Genomic DNA, 25205 nt, shown 5'->3' on the forward strand with positions numbered 1-25205 from the left:
AGTTAATTTTTTTGTTTAAACGCTTCGTCTAAAACACGACCGCTGGCTTTAGCTGGCGGAAGAACACCTGAGACAAAAGAAAGCGTTGGCGCGATATCAACAATGCGAGAACCGGCATAGACGCCTGCTTGAAACCATTTCGGTCCCCACATGATAACTGGAACTGAGTTGTCGTAATTCCAGTTCGTCATGTGATTGACCGTAGCTCCAGTTTTTTGTGCGAAGAACGGTTCAGGAATTAACATTAAATCGCCGGCCACATCAGGAACAAAGCTGTTTTCAACTGGCCAACGCAAATCAAAATATGGGATCTGCGCTTTTAAAACTTGTTCACGAGTTACAACTTTGTAGATACCAGGTAACTGCAGAAAAATATCTTTAATCATGTCCTGCGCTTTCGCGGGATCAATATTTTTTTCAGCCAAACGTGCACGATTTAAATAAACATGTGAAAGAAAAACGCTTTCAATCCATGGTGTATCCCCGCTTGAGCCTAATTCTTTAGTTAACTTAGCATTCGCTTGTTTGATCGCTCCCAAGAAGTCTAATTCTCCGGTCGCAATTCTTCCACGACGTAATAAATCTCCTGCTGGTGGAATTCCGTGATCGGCTGTTAGAACTACGATCGTTTTATCTAAAAGATTTTTAGATTTTAAAGCCGAATATAATTTCGCAAGCTGCTTATCTTCTTCTAAAGTTAAAGTTTTTAATTCAGGAGCATCCGGCCCAAGTTTGTGACCTAAAATGTCGTGATTCGACATACTCACGCCTAAAATATCAGGACCGTTTGTATTACGTTGACCAAGTTTTTCTTCAGTCAAAGCCTGAACCGCCATATCCATTGTTGTATTCACTCCGGCAATGGCCGCTTCAAGATTTTTGTCTTCTAAATTCGGTAAAGTTCTTTGTTTCGCATTTACTTTTTCAATCCACGCCGGCACTTTTCCGTAATAACCGGTTGTTTGCCATTCTTTAGGTTTATCTTCATACCAAACAGCCATGTCAGCACGATGCCCGCCTAGAAAAATCGCCGAACGATCCTTCAAAGAAACGGTAAAAACTTTACTGTCTGGGTAAATATTTTTAACTTCATCGCCATATGTAGTGGTCTTTAATCTACGAGGAGAAAATCCAAACTCAGCATCGTCCGCACAGTAAATTTTCTTCTTTGTTTTTGTATCGTACCATTCATTGATCTGAATGCCGGTTTGCGCCGGATACGAACCCGATAAAATCATCGCATGACCCGGACACGTCATCGCCTGCATGATCCCGTAAGAACTTTGCGCAAAGTAAGCTCCGGTACTCATCATATGGTTAAAACCAAGTTTCGATTCCGGCATGAAGTCTTTTTGGTAACGAGTTAAGAAGTCAGATCTGAATTGGTCGATCACCACAACCACCACTAATTTGGGCTTTTGTTTATAGGTTTCAAAAGACAAGTTTTTAGCCATAGCAGGCACCAAACCAAGAACGATCGCGATCACTAAAAAAAGACTGTTTTTCATGGGTTAGACTATAATGGAGGTTTTTTCAGTTGTCCTTCATTTTAGGGCGTCCAAAAGTCCTAAAAATAAGGATTTCCCGCTTGCCTAACCCCCCTTCAGTTTGCTATCTCTGATCCTCACTAAAACACACGGGATGGTAATACCTGGTCTGATGCTTAAATTGGTTGCATCGGAAACACTCGCCAAAATGGTTTAAGTAAACCATGGGGAACAACCCCACGAGCTCTGCCACCCGGAGGCATAACCAGAAAAAAAGGAATACACATGGCACAAGTTACCATGAAAGAAATGTTAGACGCTGGCGTACACTTTGGTCACCAAACACAACGCTGGAACCCAAAAATGAAACCGTATGTTTACACAGCTCGCGGTGGAATCCATATCATCGACTTACAAAAAACAGTTGTTCGCGCTAACCAAGCTGCGGATTTCGTAAAAGAAATCGCTGCTCAAGGTGGAACAATGATCATGGTTGGTACTAAGAAACAAGCTATCGAACCAATCCAAGAAGCTGCTAAAAAATCTGGCCAATACTTTGTTACAAAACGTTGGTTAGGTGGTATGTTAACAAACTTCGAAACGATCAAACAATCTATCGATCGTTTACGTAAAATCGACAAAATGAAAGAATCAGGCGATTTCAATCTTTTAACTAAAAAAGAGCGCGCTGGTTTAGATAACGAATACATCCGTTTAACTGAATACTTAGAAGGTATCCGCGAAATGAAACAAATTCCTGCGGTTATGTTCGTAGTAGATCTTCCTAAAGAACACATCGCTGTATTAGAAGCGAAAAAATTAGGTATCAAAGTTGTTGCTATCGCAGATACTAACTCTGATCCAGAATTAGTTGATTACCCAATTCCAGGTAACGACGATGCTATCCGTTCTATCAAATTATTCTCTAACTTAATCGCTGATGCTTACGTTGAAGGTGCTAAAGTTTGGGAACAAAAAGCTCGCACTATGACTGACAAAGCTTCTGACAATAAAGAAGCAGCTGCAGCGACTGAAGCTCCAGCTAAACGTGGTCCTCGTGGTCCTAAACCTGGCGCAGAAAAAGCAGCTCCAGCTAAAGGCGCAGGCCCTTCTGTAGTTAAAGCTAACAAATCTCGTAAATTAGTTGCTGCTGGTACAGCTGACCTAGTTGAAATCGAAGCAGAATTAAACGAAGAGAAAAAGGATGATTCAGCTGAGTAATCTCAGCTGATATCGTAAAGGAGAAAAGCATGTCTATCTCTGCATCTATGGTTAAAGAACTGCGTGAAAAAACAAACGCAGGTATGATGGATTGTAAAAAAGCTTTAGAAGAATCTAAAGGTGACTTTAACGCTGCCGTTGAATGGTTACGCGTAAAAGGTTTATCTGCAGCTGCTAAAAAAGCTGACCGTATTGCCGCTGAAGGTACAGTAGCTGCTAAAACTACTGGTAAAACAGCTGCTGTTGTTGAAGTTAACTCTGAAACTGACTTCGTAGCTCGTAACGATGGCTTCAAAGCTTTCGTAAATGAAGTTGTTGATCACGTTATCAACTCTACAGCTACTGGTGATTTATTAACTCAACCGTTCAAAGGTGCTACTGTTGGCGACGCTCTTAAAAATGCAGTTGCTACTATCGGTGAAAACATCGTTATCCGTCGTACTGAAAAGTACACAACTAACGACACTGGTTTAGTTCACACGTACATCCACGGTGAAGGTAAAATCGGCGTAATGATCGAAGTACAAGGCTCTACAGCTGCTGTTGCTTCTTCTGCTGATGCAAAAACTTTCGCTTCTGACGTTTGCTTACATATCGCTGCGATGAACCCAATGGCTTTATCTTCTGCTGATATGAATCCAGAAACAGTTGCTAAAGAAAAAGAAATTTTAAAACAAAAGAACTTAGAATCAGGTAAAAAACCAGAAATGATCGAAAAAATCGTTGAAGGTCAAATCCGTAAGTTCTTAGCTGAGAACTGCTTAGTAGACCAAGCGTTCGTTAAAAACCCAGACTTAACTATCTCTGCTTACGCTAAAGAAGCAGGTAAAAAAGCTGGTGGCGAATTAACTATCAAACGCTTCACACGTTTTGAATTAGGCGCTGGTATCGAGAAAAAAGTGAACGACTTCGCAGCTGAAGTTGCTTCAATGCAAGGTCACTAAGACCGAGCAAAATAAAAAAGCTCTCTTCGGAGGGCTTTTTTTTTGTGAGCTTTACTCACATAGAATTATCCAAGCAAAAATTATTCATTCATCACCGAAAGGATTCCTGTGGCAAAATCTGTTTACAAACGCATCTTACTTAAACTTAGTGGTGAGGCCTTAGCTGGCGCACAAGGAACAGGAATCAACGCTCAAGTGATTGCTCAAATCGCTCAAGACGTTAAAGCCGCTTTCGATACTGGTGTGCAAATCGGTGTTGTTATCGGTGGTGGTAATATCTTCCGCGGTGTAGCCGCTTCAGCTCAGGGCATGGATCGTGCAAGTTCTGATTACATGGGTATGTTAGCTACATGTATCAACGCTTTAGCGCTTCAAGACGCTTTTGAAAAAGCCGGAATTCCTACACGCGTACAATCAGCGATTGAAATGGCTGAAATTGCAGAACCTTACATCCGCCGTAAAGCGATTCGCCACCTTGAAAAAGGTCGTCTTGTGATCTTCGGTGCAGGTACTGGCAACCCTTACTTCACAACTGATACAGCAGCTTCTTTAAGAGCTATGGAGATCAACGCCGAAGTTATTATGAAAGCCACTAAAGTTGACGGTATCTACGATAAAGATCCGAAAAAACACGCTGATGCAAAAAAATACGATACAATCAGCTACATCGAAGTTTTAAAACAAGGCCTACAAGTTATGGATTCAACGGCGATCAGCCTTTGTATGGATAACAAATTACCAATTATGACTTTTGATTTAGCTAAACCAGGCAACATCTTAAAAGCCGTTGCTGGTGAGAATATTGGCACAGTTGTAAAATAAAGAGTGCAGTTTAATTTAGTTTATTGTTTAAATAATTAAGAAGATCGGAGAAATTTATGATCGAAACTTCAAAAACAAACGCAAAAGCGAAAATGGAAAAAGCAGTTAACTCGCTAATTGAAGAGTTAAAAAAAGTTCGTACAGGTAAAGCTCAAGTATCTATGCTTGATGCCGTTCGTGTAAATTACTACGGTAACTTGTCTCCATTAAACCAAGTAGCTTCTGTATCTACACCAGATGCGACAACTTTCTTAATCGCTCCTTGGGAAACTTCAATTTTAAAAGAAATCGAAATGGGTATCGTTAAATCTGATATCGGTATGGCGCCAATCAATGACGGTAAAGTTATCCGTTTAAAAGTGCCTGCTTTAACTGAAGAGCGTCGTAAAGACTTAGCTAAACAAGTTAAAAAAATCGCTGAAGATGCTCGTGTAGCTGTTCGTTTAATCCGCCGTGATGCCAACGAAGAAGTTAAAAAGCTTTTAAAAGATAAAGCTGTTTCAGAAGACGAAGCTAAAAAAGGCGAAGCAGACATTCAAAAATTAACTGACGACACAATCAAAAAAGTTGATCAGTTAACTGACGAAAAAGAAAAATCAATTCTTACAATCTAAGGTTTTAATGTCGCAAATCAAACATGTCGCAATCATTATGGATGGAAACGGTCGCTGGGCACAGCTGCGCGGCCGCCCCCGTACATTTGGACATGTTAAAGGTGTGCGTGTAGCGAAAAAAATTATCACTCACGCAGCGAACCTGGGTTTACAGAATTTAACTTTATACGCTTTCTCGACTGAAAACTGGTTCCGTCCACAAGAAGAAGTTTCTGTGTTGATGAAGCTGATGGAGCGTTATTTAGTTCGCGAAACTGAAAACCTTATTAAAAATAATATTCAATTTCATACAATCGGTGACTTATCTAAAGTTCCCACAAACGTTAGACGTCTGATTAACGAAGCCAAAGTAAGAACTGCTCACTGTTCAGGTTTAAAACTGACGTTTGCGATTAGCTACGGCTCACGCCAAGAAATGATTGGCGCTGTTCAATCTATCGCGACTGATCTTAAAGACGGCGTGATCAGCTTAAATGAAATTAACGAAGACATGATCAATAAACGTTTAATGACGTCTCACTGCCCTGATCCGGATTTAATTATCCGCACAAGCGGTGAATACCGCTTATCAAATTTTTTGATGTGGCAGGCTTCGTACAGCGAATTATATTTTACAAATATCTTATGGCCTGACTTCAAAGAAGACGATTTGAACAAAGCCCTAACTGATTTTAAAAACCGCTCGCGCCGCTTTGGCCGTATCGAAGGTGTTTTAAAAACTTTATTTAACAAAAAAGAAAAAAATCATGCCGAACTTAATTTCTAGAACCCTGTCGGCACTTGTTGCTTTGTTCATCTTAATCGGAATGGTTTATTTCTTTGCCGAAAAAGGAACTTACGCTTTAATCCTTTTTGCTTCAGTACGTGGCTCTTACGAAATCGCGCGTATGGTTTTTAAAGCTCACTACCCTAAATTTGCCACTTACGCTTTTGTTTTAATTAACTTAGCTACTTTCTTACTTTTAACCTTAGTACCTACAAAAGACTTTCAGATGTTTTTTATCTTACTTAGCTTCGCGGCCAGCGTTGTTGTAGGTATCGTGTTTCATAAAAAATTCAACGATCTGCAAACGATCTTTGATTACGTTTCACAATCAGCTTTCGGTACAATCTATACAGCAGTTATTCCAGCTATCGTCAGTGGCCTTGTGTATTCACAAAAAGGCATGTACTGGTTTTTCTGTCTTTTAGCGGTGATCTTTGCCGGTGATATCGGCGCTTACCTATTTGGTGTAACAATGGGTAACAAAAAAGTAGCTCCCAGTTTATCACCTAAGAAAAGCTTAGAAGGTGCTATCGGCGGTTTAATTTTCTCGACATTAGCAGCTTACGCTTTTTCATTTATTCTGACTGATGTGGCCTTACCAGTGCTTTTAGCCTGTGGATTTTTCGGGGGTTTATTAGGCCAAATCGGGGATTTTTTCGAATCTCTTATTAAACGAGTTTCTGGTGTAAAAGACTCAGGAACGATTATGCCGGGCCATGGCGGTGTCTTAGATCGAATCGATGGGGTCCTGCTAGCTTCACCTTTGTTTTATTTTGCTGCGAATTATCATAGTCTTTGGTCTTAAGACACCACATCTAGTTACCTAATAGTTTAGAAAATGCTAAAATAATGCTTTAAACCACGAGGGTTTTAGCATGAATTTTATTATGAGTTCTTTAGGTTATCTTTACGCTAACGTTGTTCCATTTGTTATTCTTTTAGGGATCTTAGTTTTTGTCCATGAGTTAGGACACTTCTTAGTTGCCCGTGCTTGCGGGGTTCGCGTTGAAGTCTTTTCGTTAGGCTTCGGTAAGAAAATATTAAGTTATAAAAAAGGTTACACCACTTACTGTATTTCTATTGTTCCATTAGGTGGCTATGTAAAAATGTTCGGTGAACAATCTACAGATGCTGAAAGCATCGCAGCTGAAGATCGCGCCGTATCTTACACACACAAATCAGTATGGCAACGTATCGCGATTGTGTTTGCAGGCCCGTTAATGAATTTCTTGTTCGCGATTTTAGTGTTTGGTTTTATTGCCTACACTGGCGAAGAAACTCGCGCAGCCCGCATCTCAGAAGTAACAACAGGTTCAATTGCTGAAGCCGCTGGTTTAAAATCACAAGATTTAGTTTTAAGTGTGAACAACACAAAAGTTAGAAGCTATGAAGAATTTCAAAATGCTTTAAACCAAACACAAAACCAAACAGCGCAAATTGAAGTGCAGCAAGATGGCGAACAGCCACGCACAGTAGCAGCGCAAGTAGCAAGCGTTGATAACCCAAATATTTTTGCCGGCACAAAAACAATCGGTTCAATCACTGGAGTAATGCCTTATACAAAAGGTACTCTAGTAGCGGTTAGACCTGATTCAGATGCTTTCAAAGCCGGTCTTCGCACGGGTGATGAAATTACCAAAGTCGCGGATCGTAAAGTGCAATCTTGGAACGATCTGACTCGTTTAACACAAGCTGCAACGTCAAATTTAACTGTTGAACGTACCACAAATGATAAAAAAGAAACTGTTCAGTTAACTTTAAACTTACCTGCTGATAAAAAAATCGCATCCATTACTGATCTTGGAATTGAAAATACAGAATTATACTTAGAACAAATCGTTCCAGGCTCTCCAGCAGCGCAGGCTGATTTAATGAAGCACGATAAGATCGTGTCTATTAACGGCAAACCAATGGAATCTTGGGAAAACGTTTTAACAACAATCAAAAGCTACGACGGAAAAGACGCTTTAGAGTTTAAAATTTCTCGTGAAGGCACTGAGATCGTGAAAAAAATCACGCCGCTAGTGACTTCACAAATGACGAACTTAGGCAAAGAAGACAAGCGTTACACTATCGGTATTATGCCGATGATGAACATCTCGCAACCTGAGTTAGTTACAGTGTCTGAAGACTCTTTAATCGCTGCCACAGTGAAAGGTTTTGACCGTTCATGGGATATTTCAGTGATGACAGTGATGTCATTCGTACGCCTTTTCCAAGGCGAAGTATCACATAAAAACATCGGTGGTATGATTTCTATCGGTAAAGCCGCTTCTGATGCCTATGCGATGGGTTTACAGCAGTTCTTAATGACGATGGGTATCTTATCGATCAGTTTATTTATCTTAAATTTACTTCCGGTTCCGGTTTTAGATGGCGGACACTTAGTGTTTTATGCTATTGAAATCGTGAAAGGTTCACCACTAAGTGGAAGAAAATTAGAGATCGCCCACCAAATCGGTTTTGCTCTGTTAATGGGTTTAATGGTGTTAGCGCTATTTAACGACTTCACGAAGTTTATTTTTAAAAGCTAAATTCTATGATCATTTTATCCTGCGAGACCAGCACTTTACTTGGAAGTGTGGCCATTCATAAAGATGGCCAACTGCTTTCACAAAAGTCGCTGTTCCGCCAGGGTTCGCACGCTGAAGCCTTAAATGTCTTAATTCAAGATTGCCTTGCTGAAGCTAAAATTTCACTTAAAGATGTCGATCACTTTGTGACTGGACTTGGGCCTGGAAGTTTCACCGGCATTCGCATCAGTTTTAATACTATTAAAACTTTTTCTGAAATTTTTAATAAAGACATGGCCGGTATTGATAGCCTAAAAAGTCTAGCTTACCTGAACAAAGATCTAGCTCTTTCACTGAATCAGACTGAAATTGCCTGCGCACTCAATGCTTTTAAAAATATGGTGTATATCGCCACCTATAAAATCGAAAATAATTCTCTGGTTGAAACAAGACCTCCGCAAGTTGTGCGCGTTCAAGAATTAGATTCATTCATCGTGAAACCTATTTTATTTGTCGGCGATGCATTTTCTGCGTACGAAAATTATTTAACAAAAAATTGTCCGGATAAATTAATCCGCAATGAAAATGCTCACGACTATCCGACAGCAGTTGCAGTCGGTCACTTAGCAGGTCTAGAAAATAAATTTTTTCACTGGTCAAAACTTTTACCTCTTTACTTAAGAGCGTCCGAAGCCGAAGAGAACTTGAACGGAATCAAGTATCAACCTCTGTAGTATCTTCGGGAGTTCAACATGGCAGAAATTTGGTGTGTGGCTAGTGGTAAAGGTGGCGTTGGCAAAACATTCGTCGCTTCAGGCTTTGGAATCAGTTTAGCGAAATTAAGAAGAAAAGTTTTGTTAGTTGATTTTGATATTTCAGGCGCTAACTTACACACAGTTCTGGGCTTAAAAGAATTTAAAAAATCGATCGTTGATGGTTTAACTTCATCAGCTGACGGCTGCCGCGACATGATCGTGCGTTCAACTTTTCCAAACTTAGATTTTATTCCCGGCTTTATTGTTCCGCAATTAGGCCAAGAACTTTGCACTTTCAAAGTGGATGCTCTGTTAGAGCAGCTTAAAAAATTGGATTATGATGTAATTATTTTCGACCTGGGGCCCGGCGCACAAAAAGCTAATTTTAGTTTAATGGCTTACGCAGACCGCAATTTTATTGTTACCAACTGCGAACCAACATCAGTCGAAAAAACATATTCGTTCGTTGAACAGTATGTAGCCCATGATGGAAACACGAAAAACTTACATCTTTTGGCTAATTTTTGTCGTTCTTCACAACATCAAGGCTTAGGAAAATCATTAGAATCGGTTCTATTCAAAAAACACGATATCAACGTACGTTTTTCGGCCGCGATTCGCTTTGATAATGCCGTGTGGCAATCTACATTTATGAGCACATCAAATTTGCAAAATGTTTTTGCATTGATGCCGTATTCCGAGGTCTGTCATGATTTTTACAAAATCTGTAAACAATTGATTGATCCAAGTGAACTACGGGCCGTATCATAATTTAAGATGAGCACAGATTCTAAGAACAATTATTACGAAATTTTGGAAGTCCCAAACACAGCAACTCAACATGAGATTACTGTGGCCTACGAAAAAGCAAAAAGAACTTACTCTGCTCAAAACGCGGCTTTGTACAGCGTATTTACTGAAGCAGAAGCCTCTGCCCTACGCGATTTAATCGAAGAAGCTTATTCTGTTCTTAGCAATCAGAACTACCGCAACATTTACGAAAAACGTTTATTATCTAAATCATATTCAGCGTCTGATCTTTCATTAGATGCTGTGAAAAAAGCCAGCAACGAACTTTTCAATGAAAACAGTTTGCTGCAAACAGCTCCAGTTGATGCATCGGAATCTGAAAAACCTGCTTACGAAAAAAATCAGGCTTTAGAAACTGAAATCGAATCTTGTGCTGACTGGGATGGCGACTTTCTTAAAAAAGTTCGTGAATACAAACAGTATTCTTTAGAACTTCTTCATGAAAAAACTAAAGTTAATCCTTGGTATTTAGCAGCTCTAGAAAAGATGGAACCAGAAAATTTACCGGCTCCGGTATTTGTTCGTGGTTACGTAACACAATTTGCAAAAACGTTAGGCCTTAACGAGAAACAAGTTGCTGAATCTTACATGAAGCTTTACAAGTCAAAACTTGAGCAAACAAAAACAAAATAAAATCACCTATACCGTTTCCGCCGACTACGCAGGTTTAAGACTTGATAAAGTGTTGGTGGAAGAACCTTTCTTTAAAGAGATTATCTCAACCCGTAGTTACGCCCAAAACATGATTGAAAAGGGTTACATCGCCGTTAACAATGAACGCACAAAAGCGTCGTACGCCCTTAAAGAATCAGACATCATTGATATTATTATTCCTGAAGTTAAACCGACTGAATTAGTACCGTACGATTTTAAATTAGACATTATCTTTGAAGATAACGATCTGATTGTGATTAATAAACCTGCGGGCTTAGTGGTTCACCCGTCTGCAGGTCATGAGCAAAATACGTTAGTAAATGCTCTTCTTTTTCATACCAAAGATCTGTCGATGAAAAACGAAGAACGCCCGGGCATCGTTCATCGTATCGATAAAGAAACAAGTGGTTTACTTGTTGTTGCTAAAAACGATCAAGCGCACGACAACTTATCAATTCAATTTAAAAATAAAACCACACATCGTATTTATTACGCTGTAGTTGATGGCCGCCCGCGTGTGGGTAAAGGCACACTTCAAAGTTACTTGGCCCGTCACCCAAACGATCGTAAAAAATTTGCATCTATTAGATTAAATAATCGTATCGTCACAGAATTTGATGAAACTTTTGAAAAAGGTAAATGGGCGGTTACGCACTATCAAACTTTACAAAGCTCTCAGTCTAAATCTTTAGTGCGTGTACAACTTGAAACAGGCCGCACACACCAGATTCGTGTGCACATGTCCGAATTAGGCCATCCGTTAGTGGGTGATATAACTTACGGTTATTCAACTAAAAAAGCCAAAGAGCATGGTGTGAACAGATTTTATCTGCACGCTGCTGAACTTGGTTTTACGCATCCTAAAACTAAAGAGCCTATGAAGTTTATGATCGATTGGCCTAAAGCCGATTTTGAAAAAATTAAATCTTGGGGATTTATTTTATGAGTTTTACCGAAACAGATTTAGGATTTATCCAAGAAAAAGACGGTTACCTAATTTTTTTCGGCAAAAATTCAGCCACGTTAGATCAAATCAAACAGGCTTACCCAGAACTTTCTTTTCGTACAGTTCATCAAAAGCACACCGATGTTTGTGTTCCATCATCGCCCGATAGCGGCGAAACCATTGCTGATGCGCATTTTAGTGAAGAAGACAATGTGGCTTTAGTTGTGAAAACGGCTGATTGCATTCCGCTGCTGGCTTATAGCAAAAAGCAAAATTTAATTTTAGCTATTCATGCTGGCTGGCGCGGCGTTGAAAATCAAATCACCCCTAAATCTTTTGTGTCAGCGAAAATGCAAGAAGCTGAAATATTTGTGGGACCGCATATTTTGCAAAAAAGTTTTGAGGTTGATCTTGATGTAAAAGAGCAGCTTGAAAAAGTTTACCTTCAACACACTGAAAAACCTGATGCGCAGGTTTTTATTTCTCGTGATAGTAAATTTTATATTGATCTAAAAACTATTGTGAAAAAGCAGATTCAATCGGTCGCAATTCCATTTCATTTACACGAGTTAACAATTGACACTGTGTCAGACACGCGTCTTCACTCTTACCGCCGTGACAAACAAACCAGCGGGCGCAATTTAAGTTTTATTGCCAGACTTAAGTCGTAAGACTCTTTTAAACCTAGTCTTTTAATTTACCTCTCGTTTGAGATACTAAAAGTATGAAAAAACTTTTACTTTTAGCTACTGTTTTAATGTCGGCTTGCACGTCTTTTGACAACCAAAACCGCTACCCTTCTAACATTGCACAATGCCCGATTTCAGAAAAAAATCCACCGGCATTTACTGTTCTTGAAAACAAAAACGGAAAAATTAAAGTTCAGCTAGATAATTTTACAAATCTTTTCAATTTATCTGATGCCTATAATGTTAAAGTCACTTTCGAAGATTTAATTATTCAAGATGCTGACGGCTCTAATGCTTTCACAAATGTCACTGACGTGGCGGCCGCAACTGTAAGTAAAGAACCTTTTATTGTTGAAGTTCCAGTTACACGCAGCGGAATTTATAATTTTACTTTATCTGATGATGGCGACAAAGTTTTTTGGAAACAAAAAGTTTTCGCAATTGATCCAGAAGAAAATACGATTTCTAAAGAAGAACGCGAAATGTTAGCGCAAAAATACGCGCCAGTTATGGAAATGAGTACAGGTGAAGAAACATTCCCCGCTACTTTAGAATATATTTTCAATAAAACAGAAGTTGATCCGCAATTAAATGCAGAGCCATTTCTAATTACTAATAAAAATACGCAATCTGGTTTTTTAAATATGTTCAGCCGCGGCCACAAATTCACTGTTAATTTTAACTACGGTGAATTTGACAAAGTTCTTCCATACTACGGAAATGCTGATTCAGTGATTAAATCAGGTTTATCAAATGATAAAGAAACGCGTTTAAGATTCCGTTCTGGTAAAAACCACTTAGCGGTTTATTATTCAGTGTTTGAACACAAAAAAACGACGTTTGTGACTCGTGACAAAACTGTAAAAGTTGTTCCGATGTCTTCGCCTTATATCTACATCAACTATCACTTCTTTTATGCTTTCGATACAAAGAACGGCACAATCAACAAGCCTGTTGCCGCTTCACATATTCTTGATCGTGAAAGTTTAACTGTTGTTTTAAACAAATCACGCCAACCTGTGTTCGTAATTTACGGAGCCCACCTAGCTAATCAGCTAATGGCCCAACTTGATTCTTCGGGTAACCGTATTCAAGAGTGGAAAGGTGGCCGCGCCTATTTAAATATGCCAAAAGTGCCTACTGAAAATGGCCGTATCTTGGCCGTTGCTGCAAAAGGTTCACACGGAATTTATCCTGTAAAAGGTATGTACGCTGTGGCTTTAGGTGAAAACATCAGTTTATTAAAAGAACCGGCTGGTGGTGGTGAAAAGTTATATCCACCTTTTGAGGCCAATGCCGGACAAAATCCAAAATACAAATTACTTCCTTTAGGATTAGAAAACGTAACTTCAAACTGTAATGATGGTTATAGCGTGTTAGCTTACTCAGGAGCTGTCGTGGATGTCTTAGGGCCAACAAATGCAGCTTTCCCTCCATTCACTGACCGTGAAGGTGATTATAAAAACTATACCGATCCTAATATGTATATGTTTGATATTGATAAGGCGATGAAGGCCAAGTAATTGCTTGTTTTTTAGTAGATAAATCAGCTATTTTTACCTTATAGAGTTTTTTAAAATTTATGGGGTGTAAAATGTTAAAAAATTTCGTGATCTCTGCTGCATTACTGCTTTCTGCAATTTCAGTTCAAGCTTTTCAATCGCCAATTTCTGACGTCTTACCCAATGGGTCCGTAGCTCGCTGCCATGAAACTGGTGATGCGGGCTTACGCGCTTATCGTTTAGCAGTTAAAGAAATTTCTGCCACGGCTTTAACTTTACAAGTCGACACTTTGGTTTGTCTTCGTCTTGAAGGTCAAATGGCTTTGGTTCCTTACGCTTTAGCCGAAAAACAAATTTATAAAAATAATGGTCATGTGATCAGCTACGAAAATATCGAAGCCAGTCTGGCGATCACAAATACTGAAGCCACAGCTTTATTAGCGCGTGTAACTTTAGATACAGCTAAGTTTTCTCAAGAAGTAACTCTGGATTTACAAGCATTACGTGCACGTGTTTTTGATGTAAGTCTTCAATTTTTAGAAGTTATCAGAATCGACGGCAAGGTTGTCGATCAAGGTATGCGCGCCAATGGCACATACCGTATCTCTTTAAATTAATTTCCCGTTCTGCCGGTACCGCTTGTTTTAGAACCTGTTTTAACTGCAACTGGGTTTAAACAGCTGCTCGATTTGGCTTGGTCATTTTCTGCATAAGAACAACGGTGCCCTAAATTAATCGGCGTACAATCTGCTGTTGATGGTTGCTCCACTAGCTCCGTGCTAGTCTTATAATTATTCGGATCTTCACCTAAAAAGCTGTTACTTTGAGAAATTTTGTCGCCAGTTGTAGTATTCCCTGTTGTATCGTCAGAAACTACGCGCGGCGGACTATTTGAGCGAAAAATATTAGCCAGAGCTAACCCGATAGCTGCAATTTTAGTTTTAAAGAAATCAAAAAAACCAGCCTGAGCTTGCGGGGCTTGTAACAAAAATAACGCTAAAATGGCGACTATGATTTTTTTATTCATTGTTAGCTCCATTTTTGACTAAAAGAAATTCGGTAAACAGTTCGAAAGCGGCGTAATTTTTTGCATCCATTGATTTAAGTTTTCCGGCGCTATATTTAAAGTTTACTTTGCTTTCACCTTTTAACTCTAATTCAACTAATCGCTCGTTCACGTATTTAGTCGTTAAAGTCTTTTTTGCCTTGGTAGCTAAATTTGTTTTTTTAACTTCGCTGACGTAGCCTAAATGATTTTCTTGGTATTCCCATCGGGCTTCTTTAGTATCAATTGTTTTCCAACCGGCTTTAGCATCTAAAAGACTTTCATTGATAACTGTTGGCGCACGAAATAATGAATCTTTTTCTACACGGTGTTTTGAAAATAACGGAGAACTTGCCGAACGAAATTCATTTGTAGACTTTCCACAAATATCTTTGACCGTGGCATTTAGCGAAGCATTATTCACATTCATTTTGTAAGTGAATTCACGGCCGCAGTTAGTATTATCAGCTAATTTACTTACGGCATCTAACTTCGCATCGTAAGTCACTGTGTACTGACTGCCATCAGGTAACGCAAAGCCAGTAATACGCCATTGGCTATCATGAGCGTAGGTTAATTTTTTACCCCAGGCATTTTCAACAGAAGTTAAATTGTTGTTTTTATCGTAGCTATACAGCACTTTGATTTTTTTAGGGCCTTCAATTTTTTCTACGACTTTTTCAGTTTTCGCGTAGATAAAAAAGTAGTGCTGTTTGCCATTATGAACAACCCTGTCAATCATGCCGTATTTATTGTAGTAAATACGCACAAATGGTTTTTCATATTGGCTTTTTAAAGCGATTAAGCTTAATAACCCTTGATCGTTATAGCCAAAAATATACTTATCCGAAATACGCATATAGCCTGCATTATTCGGAAGCTCTTTCATCACTTCTGTACCGGCGCTATTGGCGTAACCGTCTTCAACTTTAGTGAACATACTTGAAGTGACTTGGCCGCATTTACGAATTTCTAAACCGGCGTTAGCTCTAACAACTGTTTCTTCTAGTTGTGAACACCAATTGTTTCCAAATATTCCGAAACTTTTTCTTTTATGATTATATTCACGCTGAATGCGAAATGCCGTCAGCGCTTCTTTAGTGATTAGATCCGTAGTATTAAATGAAAGTTCACCGCTAATTGGATTTACTTCGGCAAATACAGACAAGCCCACGAATAACGTTATAAAAAATATTTTGTTTTTCACATTATCTATTTTATTCCTCTTCTAAAATATAGATAGACCAGTGAAACAATTTCTAGATTTCTGGCCCGATGTCGAGCCTTGGTGGGGTTCTCTTTTATGATGTTTACCCGTACCATTAAATATATGAAAACAGTGACTGGATTTTTATTTATTTTATTTGCGGCATTAACCACTTCTGCAGCCGATACTTCAAACTGTGCCGAAGGAAAAATTACTACTAAAACCAAAACAAATACGGTTACCGTGGTCGCTCATCTTTGCCAAAATGAATACGGTCAATTTTTCGAAAAAAATTGTGCTGATGGTTGTGAGTTCGCGAAAGCTTTAAAAAGCCGAGGCGAAGTTGATATTCAAGATGCTGTTGTCGGAAGCCCCGGTGGGCAAATCTGCAAAGAGTTAGGATTTAATGCAGAGATGGCTGATATTGAATTTAAAGGTAAAAAAATCCAAAACGTCGATTTATGTTTTACTAAAGATAAATTTTCATATGTTTCAACAGGTTTCTTGCGCGATTTAGAAGGAGACCTTGAAAAATGAAATCTTTAATAACATTTCTTTCTGTAATTTTATCATTTAATTTTTCTCAAGCTGGCTCGTGCGAACCGGTCGACTTACGCGATCAATTAGGACCAATTTTAAACCAAGATGGCGCAGGCTTTTGCTACGCTTATACAGCGGCAGATATTCTTTCATTTAAATTAGGTAAACGTGTTTCTCCGGTAGATATTGCCATGCAATACGTAAAACGTCGTGATGAACTGATGTATCGTAAAGGTCTGAACGCCAAATACTTAAATGAAATCAACAGCGACAGAAAAGATGACATTGCTAGCGGTGGTTTTGTTCGCTACGCCTTAAGTTATTCACAAGACGCTGGGTTTTGCGAAGATAACAAAATTAATTCGAATGATTTTCGCACCGACCGTGATTTATTTCGCGGTTTAGTGAATTTAAATCAACTTAGCCTTCAAGAATACAGTTTAAGTGATGCTGGATCTGCAAGTTGCTCTAAGTTTTCTCAAATTCAAAAAATATTTCCCGGTGTAACTATTGCTGATATTCAGAATACAGCTAACCAAAGTAACTTAATGAATGTGGGTGCTAAGATTGCCAACGAGGCCTGCGAACCAAGATTTAAAGCAACCACACCATTACGGTTTAGAAGTTTAAGTAACCCTGGTGCAGCTAACGAAATTTTAACAGGTTCACAGTTTAATGAAATTGATAGCGTACTTTCAAAGAAGCAACCTATTTCACTCTCACTAAAAATGGATAAACTTTATAATTTTGGTCGATCAAGTATATCCAGCCAACCGCGCCACGCTATCACTTTAGCCGGAAGAAAAATGAATCCTTCTACAGGGAAATGTGAATACATTTTAAAAAATTCTTGGGGGCCTGAATGCGACCGCCACTACAAAGTTCGTTGTGAAGGCGGTTACGTTTATGTTCCAGAAGATATTTTCAGATCAGTTGTCTACGCTGCTGACTATGTAGAATAAAATACTTTAAGATTCTTTCAGCATTTGTTCAGCACCTGAAGCGCGAAACCAAACTCTCTCTGAAAGAAAAATACAAAGTCCGGTCAACGGAATTAAGAATAGAAATCCAAAAAAGCCTAACAAGATGTAAAGCTTAGTATTTACATCTTCTGGTAGCAACCACACAGCGGTAATTACTGCACCTAAGAAGCCAAAAATCATTAATTGCAGAATAAAAAATACAGATAAAGCTGCAATGATGCTGCGACGAGTGGCTTGCAGCGTTTTTAAGTAAATTAATAGCGCTTTCTTTTTAACTTGGCCAAAAGCATATTGATATGCCACTTGCCCTAAAAAGTATGTAATAAGTTTTCGCACCCATCTCATGTTATTTTACACTAATCTTGTTTGCGTTGACCAAAGATCCAACCAATAACAAAAGCAATTAAGCCTACTAAACCCAAGACAACCCACGGGTTTTCTTTTACTTTGCCTTCAACTTGGTTTTTTGTTTTTTTAACTTCAGATTCTACATTGTTTTTTAGATCATCAAGATACGGCTTAAGGTCATCTAATGTTTTGCGTAGTTCGTTATAATCTTTTTCTAAAATCTCTTTGAAATCCTGAACTTTTCCATGACTGGCATTTTCAAGCTTTTCAATAGCTTCAGAAAGTGATGATGGTTGTTTGGCCATGGTGATGACTCCTCTTGTTGAAAGAACAAATCACTATCGGCTCATTTCGAGAAAAAATTAATACCGACTTTAGTCGTTGATGTTAGAATTAAAAATGTCATAATTCCTGTATGAATACACATCAGCAATCTGAAAAACACAAAACCACGAACATCGGATGGTTGCGAGCCGCTGTGTTGGGAGCCAACGATGGCATTGTTTCAACAGCTAGCTTAATTGTCGGTGTTGCCTCAGCCAGTACGTCTCACCAAAATATTTTAGTGAGTGGAGTTGCAGGATTAGTTGCTGGTGCATTTTCTATGGCTGCAGGCGAATACATTTCTGTAAGCTCACAAGCCGATACCGAGTCGGCTGACCTCGCACGAGAAAAATTAGAGCTCGAAACAGATCCTGATTTTGAACTCAACGAACTCCAACAAATTTACATCGCGCGCGGTCTTGCGCCCGATTTAGCAAAACAAGTCGCCGCACAATTAACAAAACATGATGCCTTAGGTAGCCATGCCCGTGATGAACTGGGAATTACCGAAATTCACAAAGCTCGTCCGCTACAAGCTGCAATGGCCTCAGCAATTACATTTGCCGTGGGTGCTGCGCTCCCGTTGTTAGTTGCCGTAATGTCTCAATTATCAAATGTGGTTTTTGCAGTGTCTTTAGCTTCTTTATTTTTTTTGATTCTACTTGGAATATTATCAGCCATTGCAGGAGGAGCGAGCGTTACAAAAGCTGCTCTACGCATAGGTTTTTGGGGAAGCTTTGCCATGGCCGCTACAGCAGGAATTGGTCATATCTTTGGAGCCTCTAACATTTAAATCTCAACCCGACCTAGGATCAGAATTTTGCTTCACTATCCCGTATTAAATGAAGCTGTAGCAAAAGCTGGTGCTCAAACAGGCTATAGTTGATTTGGACATATTCTATCGAAAACGGTAATAATAATTAGGTATATTGAGCATTGCGCGGTAATCTGAAAGCCTAACCTAAGGCAGACGTGCAATCCTATCGCCAAAATTTAATCTTTTTAATTACCCAACCTCATTTAGATCTTAAGACTGAAACCGAAAAATTTATTGCTGGATTAGACTCTAAAGTCTTTGCCGCCTTATTTGTCGATGTTTCTTTTTTGATAACCGCTTTAGAATTCATTGACGGTCAATATTGGATCGAGGACCTGAAAAACGACGGTGAAGAAAAGAAGGTTGTCATTGCACACTTTCTTAAAAAGTTTTTTAAATCAGAACTAAGACCCTTACTTTTTTTTCAGTCAACTCTGGATGGCACTTCAATTTATGATATTAAATTTTATCAGAATACTGTTTTAGCAATTCAAAAAACTATAGTCAGCGCTGCAAAGCAAAAGCCATTTCCCCAAAGCCGAGAATTTGCAACAACAGCGCTAAATATGATGTCTGAATTGTTTGAATTCGAACACCAAATGACTATGAAAAAAAATGATCTAAATCAAGAATTGGATTATACGCTTTACCGCAGTTTCGATTGTTTGGACGAATGTTTTAATTTAAATTACAAATCTGAACATCCTGATACCGAATCACGAACCATTGAGCGCATTTATCTGCAATCCGGTGTCAGTGTGCAATCAAGTTACTCGGCACTTTTGATGGCCTTAAGATACGTTAACCTTCCATCGGGGTCTCGTTTTATTGATCTAGGTTCGGGCTTTGGGCGCGTAGGAATTACTGTCGGACTTCTACGGCCAGATATTGAGTTTTCTGGTTATGAATTTGTTGAAAATAGGGTAAACGTCGCTACCGCTGCAGTTAAAAATCTAGGTTTAGATAAGCGGGTTAAATTTTTTCAGCAGGATCTTTCAGATCAAAATTTTGCATTTCCAGAAGCCGAGACATACTATCTTTACGATCCATTTACTGAAGAAACTTATAAACACATTATTAATAAACTCACTGAAGTTGCTTCGCGAAAAAAAATAAATGTTATTACTAAGGGCAATGCGAAATTACATTTTCTTAAGGCCGAAAATATACGTACGTGGTCAAAACCACAAGAGTTCAGAACAGGTAATTTTTGCCTGTTTCGCTCTAATTAGGTCAATGCAATATTTGTTTCGAAACTGAATTGTTTGAATTTTCAATTTCTTCGTCTGTTGCGTCACGCACATCAAGAGCTTCGATTTCAAACACAAGGTCTTGTCCGGCTAGAGGATGATTGCCATCCAGGCTGGTTAGATCATTGTGAAACTGCGAAACAACGTAATTTTTAATTATACCGCTTTTGGTAAGAATTTTAATAGATTGGCCTAAACGGATATCTTTGGGAAGCTTGCGGGTAGGATAAAGAATAATTTTTTTAGGATCATAAAAACCATAAGCTTGTTCGGCCGAAATAGATATTTTTCTTTTTTCGCCTTTTTTGATATTTTGCAATCCTTGAGCAAGAGCTATGAGTTGAGCGTCATCGGCATCGATGGCGTTTAATACATCACGATTGTAAGTCGCACTTATCAATTTTCCGGCTCTGTTTTTTAAAAGACAGTTAAATGAAATTATTTGTGGATTCATGATTATTTCTCGCTTTATAAAAAACCGGCCTACTAGAGGCCGGTTAGAATGAATTAATTTTTAATAGTAAAATTAATAGCGGCTTCTAGGGCGCTCCACCATCGGTTTAGCTTCAGCTACGCTAATTGCGCGACCGTCTAGATCAGTTCCGTTAAAGCGGCTGATCGAGTTTAATGCTTCAGCAGCCGAAGACATTTCAACAAAGGCAAAACCTTTGCTGCGTCCCGAGTCGCGGTCCATAATTACTTTTGCTGAACTAACAGTTCCGCATTCAGAAAATTTCTCACTTAGTGATTGCTCAGTTGCCGAATATGGCAAATTGCCGATATATAATTTTGTACTCATTGTAACCTCCTATAGGCTTGAGTGCTACTTTGGAGGGAATTGAACAGAATGAACAAAGGCTCTAACTAGCTTATTACGTATCGGTAAAGTATCACGCATTACGTAGACTACCTAAGTTTATATTTTGCCATATCGTCGGCAGCGTCTTTGGCTAAGATAGTTTGTGTTCGACTTGTAGTACGCCTTGCTCGACTTTATTTTTTTGTTTTCAGAGTGAAATTCAGTTTCATGTTATAATTGAAGTATGAAAAAGCTTCCGATAATTTTAGTTACAGGTTGCGGATCAGGAATAGGTTTAGCTTTGGCTGAACAGCTTTATAAAAAAAACCGGTACCGCGTTATAATTACTGCACGAAAAAATTCGATCGCGCTTCTGCATGAAAAATTTGTCGAAAGAGAAAATTTTTTAATCCGAGAGCTTGATGTTATTAATGAAAATCAAAGAATAAAACTCATCGACGAAATCGTCGCGCGGTGGTCAGGTGTTAATATTCTGATTAATAACGCTGGTGTCAGTTACAGGGCCGTAGTCGAACACATGAGTGCTGACGAAGAACTACATCAATTTGCTACAAATTATTTCGGTCCAGTCGGCCTTATCAGAGCTGTCCTTCCGCATATGCGAAAGCTTGGGCGTGGTAAAATTATAAATGTTTCGTCTGTCAGTGGAATGCTTGCCATGCCTACGATGGGATCTTACAGTGCCTCAAAATATGCTTTAGAAGGATTAAGCGAAGCTTTGTGGTATGAATTAAAGCCACTAGGAATTAACGTTAGTTTAATTCAACCTGGATTTGTTCGTTCAAAATCGTTCTTAAATGTAAAGTATTCGGTACTTTCAACTCCTCAACACGATACCGAAGCTGTGTATGCAGATTATTACCAGAATATGACACCGTTTATCGAACGATTAATGAGACTAAGCCTGACCTCTCCAACAGATGTGGCGCTAAGAATTTTAAAAGTGATCGAGAAAAAAAATCCACCTCTTTGGATTCCGGCTACACTAGATGCGATGATATTTTATTATATGCGCCGATTTATCCCGAGAGGAATTTTGTTAAATTTATTATTTTCAATACTTCCGAATGCGCGCAAGTGGGCGCGCAAATACACTAATCGCGTTTAAAAATAAGTTGTAAAAAATTTTTGGATTGAAATGGTGGCCAGAACTGGATGCATTTCTAACTAATTGCATTGCATTTAACTTAATTGCTTAAATTCCAATTCTTTTAGTAGGGATTTCAGGAATGGTCATCAGTTGTTCAATCGCCTTAAAAACATCTTTGAATTGCGAATCATACTTCTTTTCAAGCTCATGGAGTTTCTTTGCAAGTTCTTGGTGAGAAATGACAAATTCTCGTAATTGAACAAAAGATCGGACAACCTGAATACTCGCTTCAACAGCTGTTTCGCTAGTAAGTACGTTCGCTAACATTAAAGCACCATGTTCTGTAAAAACATAAGGTAAATAACGACGGCCACCATATGAACTTGAGGTTCCAGACTGGAACCTCAAGTTTTCAGCTTCACTCGCAGTAAGTTGGAACATAAAATCCGGCGGAAAACGATCCGGATTTCGTTTTACCGCTTTATTTAAGTTTTTTGTTTGAACCCCGTATATTCGAGCCAAATCAGAATCTAACATTACTTTTTGCTTACGAACGATAAAAATGCATTTTTGAATTTCGGCTTTTGATGTTTTGGTCATAGGCTGAACATGCCAGCAATCCTCTGGCCAATTTTAATTTGTTATTTGAGATCACAATCTGTGATCTCAAAATCAAAGGCTAATTCTTTTCGGCTCGCCTAATGATGCTTTAATTGCTTTATGCTCAACTCTGTAATGTGAGCTTCCATAAATAATCACTACCTTATTGTATTTGTTCATCATATTAGAAATCAGCTGTAGAATATTTATATCCCTAATTTTTGTAACCTCTAGAGAAATTTTCTGTGTAAAGTACGGTCCTTCGATCGGCGCCGTTTCTCCTTTTTCTCCGGCAGTTAAACTAAATTTCTTTCCTTGATTTTTTAAATACCATTCTTTGAATTTATTGAAATTCAGCGTTTTACCTTTGTAATCAAAATCACGTGCTTTACTCTTGATGTATTTAGCATAGATATTTTCAACTTTGTTTTTTTTTAATTCACCTGAACGGTTAATTTGAGGCATCCTTCTAACAAAGTTAAAGCTCAATAGATCATTCGCTGTATATCCTGCTTTTAAAATTTCTTGTAAAATAAGTTTATCGTTAGGCTCCCCACCTATATATGGAATATTATTTTTAGTTGCTAACTCAATAGCATAAGAAGGCTCCCCTGCCGGATAGAAACCATCTTTGATTCCTTGCAGAACAGATTCTGATATTTCTTTTGGACTAAATCCTAAGTCAGATTCAAAACCTTCAACAATAATCACATCAGGTTTTTTATTAATGACTTCACTTATATATTTAAAAACAGGCTGATCAATTTTATTGGAATGTCGGCTAGCCAAATACCAAAGCTTTTTATCTTTTGATTTAAATTCGTAAATAGCCGGAGATTCTGCAGTAGTTTCGTCTTTGAGGGCTTCGCCCCAAGGAATTAATAATTTTGGGTCAATATGTATTGGTTCAACATTTTGCTTTTCTGCTGTTTTACAACTTGCGATTAATGCGATCGAAATGAGAATAAATAAGTATTTTTTCATACTTAAATTAAACGTTGAAACTTTTATTTTTTAAATGAAAAAGAAGAATGGTGGTCAAGGACGGAATTGAACCGCCGACACGATGATTTTCAGTCATCTGCTCTACCGACTGAGCTACTTGACCATTCCTAGAAAGTGAACCTGAAAACTATCTATTTGCGCTAATCAAGTCAACTATTTAGCCCCTTTCGAGCATAAATCTATGCCCGCAATTCGCCCCAAAAGACCATTCTGATTAAAGAATGGTCATATTGAGGCTTGGAAGCTGAAAATTAACGATCTATTTTCCAGCAGCGGCTTTGAAAGCCTGGTCTAAGTCATGAAGTAGATCATCGATATCTTCAACACCCACCGATAAGCGGATTAACGAATCATCGATACCTAGTGCTTTACGTTGTTCGGGCGGAACAGACGCGTGAGTCATAATGGCCGGATGTTCAATCAACGATTCAACACCACCAAGTGATTCAGCTAACGCAAATACTTCTACTGATTCTAAAAATTTACGGGCAGCTGTCATTCCACCTTTGATAAAGAATGTAATCATTCCACCAAAGCCGCTCATTTGTTGTTTCGCTAATTCATGTTGTGGATGTGAAGCTAAACCTGGGTAAATAATGCGTTCTACTTGTGGATGCTTTTCTAAAAATTGCGCCACTTTCATACCATTTTCAGCATGAGCTTTCATACGAAGTGGTAAAGTTTTTAATGAACGTAATGCTAAGAACGCATCAAACGCCCCTTGCACTCCACCCATTGAATTACTTAAAAACTGAATTTTATCTGCAATCGCTTTATCAGAAGTTACAGCGACTCCACCAACCACGTCAGAGTGGCCACCGATGTATTTAGTAGCTGAGTGAACAACGATATTGGCACCTAATTCTAACGGACGTTGGAAGTAAGGCGACATAAATGTGTTATCAACGACAACTAAGATACCTTTAGCTGCTGCAATCGCCGAAATTTTCTTAATATCAGCTAACTTCAATGTTGGATTTGTTGGTGTTTCAACCCAGATCATTTTTGTATTTGGTTTGATCGCTTTTTCTACGTTAGCTACGTCAGTTAAATCTGTGTAAGAAAACTCTAAACCGTGATGACGTAATACTTTATCAAATAAACGGAAAGTTCCGCCGTACATATCATCCATGGCAACAACATGATCACCGGCAGTTAATAAATGAAGAACTGTCGTAGTTGCGGCACAACCGCTGGCAAAAGCAAAACCGTATTTACCTGATTCTAAAGAAGCGATGCAATCTTCATAAGCTCTGCGAGTTGGATTGTGCGTACGAGAATATTCCCAACCTTTGTGAACACCCGGAGATTCTTGCACATAAGTCGAAGTTAAGTACACCGGCGTCATAATCGCGCCAGTTGTAGGATCTGGAGATTGGCCCGCGTGAATCGCGCGCGTATTAAATTTCATTTTTGAGCTATCTGTTTTCATAAATCTCTCTATTTATATCTA

The 25205-nt window shown here is 38.7% G+C and carries 29 protein-coding genes and 1 tRNA gene; 19 read left to right on the forward strand and 11 right to left on the reverse strand.

Annotation, left to right across the window (positions count from 1 at the left end):
- Nucleotides 1-2 precede the first annotated feature (2 nt).
- On the reverse strand, nt 3-1508 hold the full coding sequence (locus ACKWCF_RS15485; protein WP_409478511.1) for an alkaline phosphatase family protein: 1506 nt from the start codon (nt 1506-1508) through the stop codon (nt 3-5).
- A gap of 264 nt (nt 1509-1772) precedes the next feature.
- Here ACKWCF_RS15485 and rpsB point away from each other — a divergent pair, with 264 nt between their 5' ends.
- The 14 genes from rpsB to ACKWCF_RS15555 all read left to right on the forward strand — a co-directional run bounded on the left by rpsB (nt 1773) and on the right by ACKWCF_RS15555 (nt 14340).
- Nucleotides 1773-2708: a 30S ribosomal protein S2 gene (gene rpsB, locus ACKWCF_RS15490; protein WP_409478512.1), complete on the forward strand. Its 936-nt coding sequence runs from the start codon at nt 1773-1775 to the stop codon at nt 2706-2708.
- Nucleotides 2709-2737: 29 nt separating this feature from the next.
- Nucleotides 2738-3652, forward strand: coding sequence for a translation elongation factor Ts (tsf, locus tag ACKWCF_RS15495; protein ID WP_409478513.1), 915 nt, complete (start codon nt 2738-2740; stop codon nt 3650-3652).
- 108 nt (nt 3653-3760) lie between these two features.
- Nucleotides 3761-4474, forward strand: a complete 714-nt coding sequence (gene pyrH / locus ACKWCF_RS15500; protein WP_409478514.1) for a UMP kinase — start codon at nt 3761-3763, stop codon at nt 4472-4474.
- A gap of 56 nt (nt 4475-4530) precedes the next feature.
- On the forward strand, nt 4531-5088 hold the full coding sequence (gene frr, locus ACKWCF_RS15505; protein ID WP_409478515.1) for a ribosome recycling factor: 558 nt from the start codon (nt 4531-4533) through the stop codon (nt 5086-5088).
- Between the two features lie 7 nt (nt 5089-5095).
- Nucleotides 5096-5854, forward strand: a complete 759-nt coding sequence (locus ACKWCF_RS15510; RefSeq protein WP_409478516.1) for an isoprenyl transferase — start codon at nt 5096-5098, stop codon at nt 5852-5854.
- Complete coding sequence (locus tag ACKWCF_RS15515) at nt 5835-6659, forward strand: phosphatidate cytidylyltransferase (RefSeq protein WP_409478517.1); 825 nt, start codon at nt 5835-5837, stop codon at nt 6657-6659. The genes ACKWCF_RS15510 and ACKWCF_RS15515 overlap by 20 nt, the downstream gene beginning before the upstream one ends.
- A gap of 70 nt (nt 6660-6729) precedes the next feature.
- Nucleotides 6730-8388 (forward strand): RIP metalloprotease RseP, encoded by a 1659-nt coding sequence (gene rseP / locus ACKWCF_RS15520; protein WP_409478518.1) that lies wholly within the window; start codon nt 6730-6732, stop codon nt 8386-8388.
- Nucleotides 8389-8393: 5 nt separating this feature from the next.
- Nucleotides 8394-9101, forward strand: coding sequence for a tRNA (adenosine(37)-N6)-threonylcarbamoyltransferase complex dimerization subunit type 1 TsaB (gene tsaB / locus ACKWCF_RS15525; RefSeq protein WP_409478519.1), 708 nt, complete (start codon nt 8394-8396; stop codon nt 9099-9101).
- Between the two features lie 18 nt (nt 9102-9119).
- Nucleotides 9120-9893: an AAA family ATPase gene (locus ACKWCF_RS15530; RefSeq protein WP_409478520.1), complete on the forward strand. Its 774-nt coding sequence runs from the start codon at nt 9120-9122 to the stop codon at nt 9891-9893.
- Nucleotides 9894-9899: 6 nt separating this feature from the next.
- A complete protein-coding gene (locus tag ACKWCF_RS15535) occupies nt 9900-10565 on the forward strand; it encodes a helix-turn-helix domain-containing protein (protein ID WP_409478521.1) in 666 nt (221 codons plus the stop codon).
- Complete coding sequence (locus tag ACKWCF_RS15540) at nt 10543-11532, forward strand: RluA family pseudouridine synthase (RefSeq protein ID WP_409478522.1); 990 nt, start codon at nt 10543-10545, stop codon at nt 11530-11532. Before ACKWCF_RS15535 ends, ACKWCF_RS15540 begins: the two co-directional genes overlap by 23 nt.
- Nucleotides 11529-12203, forward strand: a complete 675-nt coding sequence (locus ACKWCF_RS15545; RefSeq protein WP_409478523.1) for a polyphenol oxidase family protein — start codon at nt 11529-11531, stop codon at nt 12201-12203. Before ACKWCF_RS15540 ends, ACKWCF_RS15545 begins: the two co-directional genes overlap by 4 nt.
- Nucleotides 12204-12256: 53 nt before the next feature.
- Nucleotides 12257-13744, forward strand: coding sequence for a hypothetical protein (locus tag ACKWCF_RS15550; protein ID WP_409478524.1), 1488 nt, complete (start codon nt 12257-12259; stop codon nt 13742-13744).
- A 71-nt stretch (nt 13745-13815) separates the two neighbouring features.
- Nucleotides 13816-14340: a hypothetical protein gene (locus ACKWCF_RS15555; RefSeq protein ID WP_409478525.1), complete on the forward strand. Its 525-nt coding sequence runs from the start codon at nt 13816-13818 to the stop codon at nt 14338-14340.
- On the opposite strand, the gene ACKWCF_RS15560 is transcribed toward ACKWCF_RS15555, so the two are convergent.
- Both ACKWCF_RS15560 and ACKWCF_RS15565 read right to left on the reverse strand, forming a co-directional pair.
- Entirely contained in the window at nt 14337-14750 is a 414-nt protein-coding gene (locus ACKWCF_RS15560) for a hypothetical protein (protein WP_409478526.1), read from the reverse strand. The two genes, ACKWCF_RS15555 and ACKWCF_RS15560, sit on opposite strands and share 4 nt — an antisense overlap.
- Nucleotides 14743-15975 (reverse strand): DUF6531 domain-containing protein, encoded by a 1233-nt coding sequence (locus tag ACKWCF_RS15565; protein WP_409478527.1) that lies wholly within the window; start codon nt 15973-15975, stop codon nt 14743-14745. Before ACKWCF_RS15565 ends, ACKWCF_RS15560 begins: the two co-directional genes overlap by 8 nt.
- Before the next feature lie 96 nt (nt 15976-16071).
- Here ACKWCF_RS15565 and ACKWCF_RS15570 point away from each other — a divergent pair, with 96 nt between their 5' ends.
- Both ACKWCF_RS15570 and ACKWCF_RS15575 read left to right on the forward strand, forming a co-directional pair.
- Nucleotides 16072-16512, forward strand: coding sequence for a hypothetical protein (locus ACKWCF_RS15570; RefSeq protein ID WP_409478528.1), 441 nt, complete (start codon nt 16072-16074; stop codon nt 16510-16512).
- A complete protein-coding gene (locus ACKWCF_RS15575; RefSeq protein ID WP_409478529.1) occupies nt 16509-17477 on the forward strand; it encodes a hypothetical protein in 969 nt (322 codons plus the stop codon). Before ACKWCF_RS15570 ends, ACKWCF_RS15575 begins: the two co-directional genes overlap by 4 nt.
- Before the next feature lie 6 nt (nt 17478-17483).
- Here ACKWCF_RS15575 and ACKWCF_RS15580 read toward each other — a convergent pair whose 3' ends face one another.
- Together ACKWCF_RS15580 and ACKWCF_RS15585 are read right to left on the reverse strand one after the other, a co-directional pair.
- On the reverse strand, nt 17484-17843 hold the full coding sequence (locus tag ACKWCF_RS15580; RefSeq protein ID WP_409478530.1) for a hypothetical protein: 360 nt from the start codon (nt 17841-17843) through the stop codon (nt 17484-17486).
- Between the two features lie 11 nt (nt 17844-17854).
- Entirely contained in the window at nt 17855-18151 is a 297-nt protein-coding gene (locus tag ACKWCF_RS15585; RefSeq protein ID WP_409478531.1) for a hypothetical protein, read from the reverse strand.
- Between the two features lie 110 nt (nt 18152-18261).
- On the opposite strand from ACKWCF_RS15585, the gene ACKWCF_RS15590 reads away from it, so the two are divergent.
- Nucleotides 18262-18963 (forward strand): VIT family protein, encoded by a 702-nt coding sequence (locus tag ACKWCF_RS15590; protein WP_409478532.1) that lies wholly within the window; start codon nt 18262-18264, stop codon nt 18961-18963.
- A gap of 179 nt (nt 18964-19142) precedes the next feature.
- Nucleotides 19143-20219: an SAM-dependent methyltransferase gene (locus ACKWCF_RS15595; protein WP_409478533.1), complete on the forward strand. Its 1077-nt coding sequence runs from the start codon at nt 19143-19145 to the stop codon at nt 20217-20219.
- Nucleotide 20220: 1 nt separating this feature from the next.
- On the opposite strand, the gene ACKWCF_RS15600 is transcribed toward ACKWCF_RS15595, so the two are convergent.
- Together ACKWCF_RS15600 and ACKWCF_RS15605 are read right to left on the reverse strand one after the other, a co-directional pair.
- Nucleotides 20221-20691, reverse strand: a complete 471-nt coding sequence (locus ACKWCF_RS15600) for a peptidylprolyl isomerase (RefSeq protein WP_409478534.1) — start codon at nt 20689-20691, stop codon at nt 20221-20223.
- A gap of 72 nt (nt 20692-20763) precedes the next feature.
- A complete protein-coding gene (locus ACKWCF_RS15605) occupies nt 20764-21036 on the reverse strand; it encodes an RNA recognition motif domain-containing protein (protein ID WP_409478535.1) in 273 nt (90 codons plus the stop codon).
- Between the two features lie 244 nt (nt 21037-21280).
- Between ACKWCF_RS15605 and ACKWCF_RS15610 the strand changes: the two genes are divergently transcribed.
- Entirely contained in the window at nt 21281-22165 is an 885-nt protein-coding gene (locus tag ACKWCF_RS15610) for an SDR family oxidoreductase (protein WP_409478536.1), read from the forward strand.
- Nucleotides 22166-22252: 87 nt separating this feature from the next.
- Here ACKWCF_RS15610 and ACKWCF_RS15615 read toward each other — a convergent pair whose 3' ends face one another.
- The 4 genes from ACKWCF_RS15615 to ACKWCF_RS15630 all read right to left on the reverse strand — a co-directional run bounded on the left by ACKWCF_RS15615 (nt 22253) and on the right by ACKWCF_RS15630 (nt 25184).
- A complete protein-coding gene (locus tag ACKWCF_RS15615) occupies nt 22253-22747 on the reverse strand; it encodes an ORF6N domain-containing protein (RefSeq protein ID WP_409478537.1) in 495 nt (164 codons plus the stop codon).
- A gap of 72 nt (nt 22748-22819) precedes the next feature.
- Entirely contained in the window at nt 22820-23731 is a 912-nt protein-coding gene (locus tag ACKWCF_RS15620) for a hypothetical protein (protein WP_409478538.1), read from the reverse strand.
- 48 nt (nt 23732-23779) lie between these two features.
- Nucleotides 23780-23855, reverse strand: a tRNA-Phe gene (locus ACKWCF_RS15625).
- A gap of 156 nt (nt 23856-24011) precedes the next feature.
- A complete protein-coding gene (locus ACKWCF_RS15630; protein WP_409478539.1) occupies nt 24012-25184 on the reverse strand; it encodes a cystathionine gamma-synthase in 1173 nt (390 codons plus the stop codon).
- Nucleotides 25185-25205 lie beyond the last annotated feature (21 nt).

The sequence above is a fragment of the Pseudobdellovibrio sp. HCB154 genome (genome assembly GCF_046267985.1).
Classification (GTDB): Bacteria; Bdellovibrionota; Bdellovibrionia; order Bdellovibrionales; family Bdellovibrionaceae; genus Pseudobdellovibrio.

Coding starts and splice junctions, on each gene's coding strand:
- ACKWCF_RS15485 (WP_409478511.1), bottom strand. CDS start 1,508: ATGAAAAACAGTCTTTTTTTAGTGATCGCGATCGTTCTTGGTTTGGTG.
- rpsB (WP_409478512.1), top strand. CDS start 1,773: ATGGCACAAGTTACCATGAAAGAAATGTTAGACGCTGGCGTACACTTT.
- tsf (WP_409478513.1), top strand. CDS start 2,738: ATGTCTATCTCTGCATCTATGGTTAAAGAACTGCGTGAAAAAACAAAC.
- frr (WP_409478515.1), top strand. CDS start 4,531: ATGATCGAAACTTCAAAAACAAACGCAAAAGCGAAAATGGAAAAAGCA.
- ACKWCF_RS15510 (WP_409478516.1), top strand. CDS start 5,096: ATGTCGCAAATCAAACATGTCGCAATCATTATGGATGGAAACGGTCGC.
- ACKWCF_RS15515 (WP_409478517.1), top strand. CDS start 5,835: ATGCCGAACTTAATTTCTAGAACCCTGTCGGCACTTGTTGCTTTGTTC.
- rseP (WP_409478518.1), top strand. CDS start 6,730: ATGAATTTTATTATGAGTTCTTTAGGTTATCTTTACGCTAACGTTGTT.
- tsaB (WP_409478519.1), top strand. CDS start 8,394: ATGATCATTTTATCCTGCGAGACCAGCACTTTACTTGGAAGTGTGGCC.
- ACKWCF_RS15530 (WP_409478520.1), top strand. CDS start 9,120: ATGGCAGAAATTTGGTGTGTGGCTAGTGGTAAAGGTGGCGTTGGCAAA.
- ACKWCF_RS15535 (WP_409478521.1), top strand. CDS start 9,900: ATGAGCACAGATTCTAAGAACAATTATTACGAAATTTTGGAAGTCCCA.
- ACKWCF_RS15545 (WP_409478523.1), top strand. CDS start 11,529: ATGAGTTTTACCGAAACAGATTTAGGATTTATCCAAGAAAAAGACGGT.
- ACKWCF_RS15550 (WP_409478524.1), top strand. CDS start 12,257: ATGAAAAAACTTTTACTTTTAGCTACTGTTTTAATGTCGGCTTGCACG.
- ACKWCF_RS15555 (WP_409478525.1), top strand. CDS start 13,816: ATGTTAAAAAATTTCGTGATCTCTGCTGCATTACTGCTTTCTGCAATT.
- ACKWCF_RS15560 (WP_409478526.1), bottom strand. CDS start 14,750: ATGAATAAAAAAATCATAGTCGCCATTTTAGCGTTATTTTTGTTACAA.
- ACKWCF_RS15570 (WP_409478528.1), top strand. CDS start 16,072: ATGATGTTTACCCGTACCATTAAATATATGAAAACAGTGACTGGATTT.
- ACKWCF_RS15575 (WP_409478529.1), top strand. CDS start 16,509: ATGAAATCTTTAATAACATTTCTTTCTGTAATTTTATCATTTAATTTT.
- ACKWCF_RS15580 (WP_409478530.1), bottom strand. CDS start 17,843: ATGAGATGGGTGCGAAAACTTATTACATACTTTTTAGGGCAAGTGGCA.
- ACKWCF_RS15585 (WP_409478531.1), bottom strand. CDS start 18,151: ATGGCCAAACAACCATCATCACTTTCTGAAGCTATTGAAAAGCTTGAA.
- ACKWCF_RS15590 (WP_409478532.1), top strand. CDS start 18,262: ATGAATACACATCAGCAATCTGAAAAACACAAAACCACGAACATCGGA.
- ACKWCF_RS15600 (WP_409478534.1), bottom strand. CDS start 20,691: ATGAATCCACAAATAATTTCATTTAACTGTCTTTTAAAAAACAGAGCC.
- ACKWCF_RS15605 (WP_409478535.1), bottom strand. CDS start 21,036: ATGAGTACAAAATTATATATCGGCAATTTGCCATATTCGGCAACTGAG.
- ACKWCF_RS15610 (WP_409478536.1), top strand. CDS start 21,281: ATGAAAAAGCTTCCGATAATTTTAGTTACAGGTTGCGGATCAGGAATA.
- ACKWCF_RS15615 (WP_409478537.1), bottom strand. CDS start 22,747: ATGACCAAAACATCAAAAGCCGAAATTCAAAAATGCATTTTTATCGTT.
- ACKWCF_RS15620 (WP_409478538.1), bottom strand. CDS start 23,731: ATGAAAAAATACTTATTTATTCTCATTTCGATCGCATTAATCGCAAGT.
- ACKWCF_RS15630 (WP_409478539.1), bottom strand. CDS start 25,184: ATGAAAACAGATAGCTCAAAAATGAAATTTAATACGCGCGCGATTCAC.